Source organism: Gemmiger sp. (assembly GCF_036306485.1).
Lineage (GTDB): Bacteria > Bacillota > Clostridia > Oscillospirales > Ruminococcaceae > Gemmiger.
Genome location: NZ_JAXJZK010000055.1, coordinates 1 through 5,304, shown reverse-complemented (window position 1 = coordinate 5,304; position 5,304 = coordinate 1). Strand labels below are relative to the sequence as shown.

Genomic DNA, 5,304 nt, shown 5'->3' with positions numbered 1-5,304 from the left:
GCCGCCCTCCCTTCTGCTGAGTGCCTCGAGGATGAAGTCGATGAACTCCGGCTCGAGGTCGCGGAGCTTTCGGATCAGGGTGTCCTCGTCGGTGTCGCCCTCGACCTTGATCTGAGGTGAGAAGGACAGGCCGCTCAGGTCATAGACCACAGCCGTGCCCGATCCGCTGCTGATGGGCTCGTAGTCGGCCTCGCTGGATGCGCCCAGCATCCGGCCAGCCTCGGCCCAGTAGGACAGGTTTTGCGAGCGGTACGCAGGGTTGAAACTGATGACCGCCTCGGTCGGATAGCGCGGATCCTCGCCCGCGATGGACGGGCCACTCGTGAAGCCGCCGGTCGCATAGCCGGAGACGTTGGCGCTGCCGCCGCCTCCACCTCCAAACAGGCCCGCGATCTTGCTGATGACGCCGGAGCCGAAGCTGACAATCTTCGATACCCAGCCGACGATCGTACCGAGCACGCTTGCGATGGGCTCCAGAATAGCCAGCAGGGGCGAGAGGAGCGGCATGATCGCATTGAGCAGGCTCACGACCGGGGGCAGCAGGGCCTCGATCAGTTGCATCAGCGGAGGCAGCAGCGGCATGATGACGCTGTTGACGATTTGCAGGGCAACCTCCAGCAGCGGGGTGATGACCGGCAGCAGCGCGGCGATCAGGTTCGCCAGCACAGGCAGCACAGTCGAGATGATCTGCGTCAGCATCGGGAGCACGGTGGCAAGGATGCTGGCGATCGGCGGTAGAATAGCCTGAACGATCTGCATGAGCGGCGGGAGTAGCTGCTGTGCGAGGTCGAGCAGAGGCGGCAGGAACGAGCCCACGAGCTGAGCCAGTAGTGGCAGGATGCCCGCAGCCAGCTCCGTGACCATCGGCATGACCTTCTTCAGGGTGTCGCCCATGCCGACGAGGAAGTCCTGCACAAACGGCATACAAGCGTTGAGCGTGTCGGTGATGACCGGGCTGATTTCCTCGAAGGTGTCGGTCAGGATTGGGGCCAACGATGTCAGCGTGTTGGCGATCATCGACGCCATAGGCAGTAGGGCCACTTCGGCCGACCTCTTGACCGCCTCGAAGGCAGAGCCGATGTCGTTGTACTTGACGTCGTTAATCTGCTGGAGCGCGGCGGCGCCGTCATAGGCTGCGGTCTCGATGTCACCGAGCACGGGCAGGATGCCCGCCTCCAGATCCTCGAACTGCGAGCCAAACAGTGCGACGCCGATCTCGTTGCGCTTGAGAGGATCCTCGAGCTTGTTCAGAGCCTCGACGGTGTCGAAAAATGCAGCCTGCGCGGTCTCGCCGCCGGCTGCAAAGGCCGCGAACATTTTGTCGGAGTTGAGGCCGAGGCCCTTGAAGGCTTCGGCGCTGCTGTCGCTGCCGTCTTTCGCTCTGATGTTGAACTCCTTGACGGCGTCGGCCACTTTGTCGATGCTGAACAGGCCGGCGTCAGCGCCTTCCACGAGGGAGCCCATGAACTGGTCGGCGCTCAGGCCGAGGGCCGCAAACTGCGCCGAGTATTCGTTCAGGGTGTCGAGCAGGTCGCCGTTTTTGTCTGCGCCGTTCTGTGCGCCGGTGGCGATTAGGCCGTAGGCTTCTTCGGCGCTGATGTTGAAGTTTTTCATCAGAGCCGAGGCGGCTCTGGCGCTTTCACTGATGTCGTAGTCGAAGGTGTCACGCAGCACGAAGCCGGCCGCGGTGGCCTGCTCCAGCGCTTCGCCGGCCAGATCGCTCGCTTTCTGCGTAGCGGCCAGCCCTTCGGCCACGTCGTTGAAGTCCTCGCCGAGGTTCTGCGCGTAGATGTTTTTTACACTCTCGCCCAGCGCGTCCAGCTCGTCGCCGGTGGAGCCGGTAGATGCGGAGAGCTGGTTCATGGCTTTGTTGTAGTCGTCGCCCAGCTCTGCCAGATACTTCCCGGCCTCGACGACCGCCTTGCCCGTCGCCACAGCGATGCCGCCCACGGCAGCACCGACGGCAACGGCCTTCCAGTTTACTTTGTCGAGGTGTCCCGCGACGTTGTCCATCGCCTTCCCGAGGGAGGGGTCGATGGTGCCGGCGAAGCTGACGACGGCCTGCATGATCTTGTTTTTGCCTGCCATCAGTGTCACCTCCTTCTGTATTTCCTGAAGTTATTCCGGGGCATTGAGGCGGCCTTGTCGCGTTGCCGCTTGGCCTCCTCGGCTGCCTCGTAGTATTCCATCAGGAAGTCGGTCAGGCGTTCCCGTCGGAGCTCGCCGACTGAGGTGTGGAAGGCTCGAGAGTAGTCTCGGACGAGCTCTCCGAGCCGCTTTCCTCGGATTGTGCCGCCGACCTCGCCGTAGTAAAATTTCGGCCGATCCTCATAAGCTCCATGATGTCGGGGCCGCTGATGCGCTCGAGGTCGCTGACGTCGATGTCGCTGTTGACGGCGACGATCGCCATCATGGCGAGATAGGCGTGCAGGGAGTAGTCGAGCTCGCAGGCGCCGGCGCTGCCGCCGCCCTTGTTGGAGGTCGCGCGGAGCTTGCGGGCCTCAGCGTCGGCAAACATTCCCACGGTGATCGCGTCGGTGTCATAGGTCAGAGTCTTGACCTTTTTGCCGTTGATGGTGATGGGGTTCTGAAGTGTCAGCTTTTCCATGTGTGTCTCCTTTCGATAAATAGAGGGCGCCGCCCCGGAGGCGACGCCCTTCTTGTTACAGGACGCTGCGGATGTCCTTGGCGTAGTCGACGCCGCCGACGCGCATGATGGTGTTGAGCTGGTCGATCAGCCAGTATTCGTTGCCAGCGACGAAAAGCTGGTAGCGGCTGACGGCCAGCGCGATCTCGTTCTCGCTGGCGTTGCCGGGATCCACGTTCAGGCCGGGGATGCCCTTGGAGACGCAGCGGAGGAACGCCTTGCAGCCTTCGGTCTTGGTAGAGCCGTCGGAGAGCTTGACGTCCTGCGCCCAGCGGATCTCGATGGTCTTGCTCGTCAGCTTGACGAGGCTGCGCAGGCCGAGGTCAATGCCGATCTTGGTGATGGATGCCTCCATCGCCTCGATCTGGCCGGGCAGCGGCGCCGTGTAGGTTCCCATCGCCTTGAAGTCAGCCGTCACAAGGTTGACGGGAGGCAGGGCGATGGTCACGTCCTTGGCGGCGAGAACGCCGTCCACATAGACGGTATCGGCGAGGATGGGGCCCTTCAGGTCGAGCCACAGGTTTGCCATTACTCGTCACCTCCTTCGTAGTAGACGGAGAAGCCCGCGTCGGTGTAGGCGACGTAGACGCTCGCAGACTTGAGGGGCGGGGTCGGGGTGACGGCGATGTCCCAGCGGAAGTCGCCATTCATCACGTCGGTGGTGCTGTTCTCGCTCTCAAGGAACAGGATCACAGGGGATCCGAGCAGCGCGCCCATGCTGACATAGCCGTCGAGCTTCTCCTGCTCGCGGTTGATGATGCGATCCTTCAGTGCGCGGGTCATGGGCTCGTCGATCTCCGGGCTCCACTCGCGCTGGAAGTCGTTGGTGATGTGCATGAGCATCCGCATGGAGACGTCGAAGATCGCGCGAGGATCCACGTCTGCGCCGTAGGTGTAGGCAGCCGTATGGTCGCCCCACAGTACCCATTCGCCGCCCCATGCCACGGCGGTGCTGATGCCGTTCTGCGTCAGCTCCTTGCCGCTCTGCTGGTCGAAGCCGCGGTTTTTCGCGTTGGCGCCGAAATACTGCTTGATGACGGGGATCGCCTTGTTGCCGCAGGTCTCCATCGGGACGCTGTTGTGGCTGAAGTCGGCGCGCATGAGCTCGACCACGGCCAGCGTGCTCAGGTGGAACACGTTGCCGAGGTTGTCCACAGCCTGCGGCCAGTAGACCTTAGAACGCTCGTCGGTGAAGGCGTTGGCCTTCTTCCATGCGATCGCCTTGGTGATCGTGTCGACCGCCTGCGCGGTGCTGTCCACGAGGGGCAGGTCGGCCACGACGAAGGCGTCCCAGTGGCCGTTGATCTTCTTGCAGGTCGTCAGCATGGCGTTGTAGACGGCAGGGCTGTGACTCCAGCCGGGGGCCGCGATCAGATTGCAGACCGCGAACTGCTCGGGATAGAGCAGCGCGATCGCGCTCAGGCCGCTGTACTCGCCGGAGGAGGTGACGCCGCCGATGATGTCGCTGTCTGCGATCTCAGAGTCGTCCACCTCACTGAAGCTGGCCGTCAGGCTGCCGGCGAGCTGTGCATCGTCCTTCAGGCTGGTGATGATGACCGTGCCCTTGGTGAAGTTATAGTCCACAGCGTAGTCGGTGCCCTCGACGTAGTTGCCGCTGTCATTCTTTGCGATGGTCAGGGTGTCGAGGATGATCTTGTCGCTGGCGAACTCGGCGCGGCCGCCGGTGAAGGTGAGGGCCTTGGTGGTGGCCGCCTTCTTGCGGTGCTTGCCCGCGGAGGGGTCGAGCACATTGATGACGTAGATCGGGCCGATGTTCCCGAGGGTGTTGTTGAAATGCGCGTACACGGCCTCGCACAGGGTAAAGGTGCCCCAGTCGGACGAGTAGCCGATCTTCTTCTGCGCGTCGACCAGACTGGTGATCTTGATCGGCGCGTTGATGATGCCGGCCTTGCCGAAGCCGCGCACGAGGTTGACGGGCGCCGTGCCGATATAGACCGGCGTGGTGCCCGCCTGCACGGCGCTCTGTGCCACGGTCTCGCCGATGTGGCCGTAGGCGCCGTAGAGGTATTCGTTTGCCATCTGCTTATCCTCCTTTGCATGAAATTAGAGCAGCCGAGTGGCTGCCCTTAAAGCAGGTGTTGGTAGCTTTTCGGGTTGCGGGTCATGGTCTCCTCGACGGAGAACTCAGCCCATGCAAACCAGTACGGGTAGAAGTCGGGGACGGCGTCTTGCTCCGCGACGGGGCCGAAGGTGATGCCCTTCTCCTTGATGACGCGGAGGTCGCCGAGGTACTCGGCATTTTCAATCAGCCGGAGGGCTGTGTCCACAAAATTCCATGCGTCACGCCAGCCCTCTCCGTTCTTCACGAAGTAGGAGGCCGCCGCCTCGTTGTATTGCTGGATGTAGGTGCCGCTGCCGTCGCCCTTCGGCTTGAAGATGTCGGGCCCGTGGTAGCCGGGATCCCACGCTGAGAAGCAGAGCCGGATCTTGATGTCTCGGGCACTCTGGAGCAGGTCGTCGTCGCCCTGAACGATCTGCACGCAGACCGACGGGATCGGCGCGGCGATGTTCGGGGGCGTCCTGTCCTTCGATGGTACGAAAAGCGAGAACGCGGCCGGGTTTACCAGCTTGTATGGGTAGGAGGCGTCCGTTGCGTTGTCGTCGGGGAGCTTCAGCTTGACCAGAGGGCAGACCTC

5 protein-coding genes are annotated in these 5,304 nt (G+C 62.7%); all 5 read right to left on the bottom strand.

Going from position 1 to position 5,304, the window contains the following annotated elements; all coding sequences use genetic code 11:
- Positions 1-2,088: phage tail tape measure protein (locus U0L91_RS11900; RefSeq protein ID WP_330047223.1), on the bottom strand; the 2,088-nt coding region annotated here is incomplete at its 3' end.
- A 112-nt stretch (positions 2,089-2,200) separates the two neighbouring features.
- Complete coding sequence (locus tag U0L91_RS11895) at positions 2,201-2,608, bottom strand: early nodulin 20 (N-20) (RefSeq protein WP_330047221.1); 408 nt, start codon at positions 2,606-2,608, stop codon at positions 2,201-2,203.
- A 55-nt stretch (positions 2,609-2,663) separates the two neighbouring features.
- Positions 2,664-3,176: a phage major tail tube protein gene (locus U0L91_RS11890; RefSeq protein WP_008981423.1), complete on the bottom strand. Its 513-nt coding sequence runs from the start codon at positions 3,174-3,176 to the stop codon at positions 2,664-2,666.
- Positions 3,176-4,687: a phage tail sheath family protein gene (locus tag U0L91_RS11885; protein WP_330047219.1), complete on the bottom strand. Its 1,512-nt coding sequence runs from the start codon at positions 4,685-4,687 to the stop codon at positions 3,176-3,178. The genes U0L91_RS11890 and U0L91_RS11885 overlap by 1 nt, the downstream gene beginning before the upstream one ends.
- Before the next feature lie 47 nt (positions 4,688-4,734).
- Positions 4,735-5,304 (bottom strand): hypothetical protein (locus tag U0L91_RS11880; protein WP_330047217.1); only part of this gene is annotated, 570 nt, incomplete at its 5' end.

Bases quoted from the DNA above. Each gene is read 5' to 3' on its own strand.
- U0L91_RS11895 (WP_330047221.1), bottom strand. From the start codon at position 2,608: ATGGAAAAGCTGACACTTCAGAACCCCATCACCATCAACGGCAAAAAG.
- U0L91_RS11890 (WP_008981423.1), bottom strand. From the start codon at position 3,176: ATGGCAAACCTGTGGCTCGACCTGAAGGGCCCCATCCTCGCCGATACC.
- U0L91_RS11885 (WP_330047219.1), bottom strand. From the start codon at position 4,687: ATGGCAAACGAATACCTCTACGGCGCCTACGGCCACATCGGCGAGACC.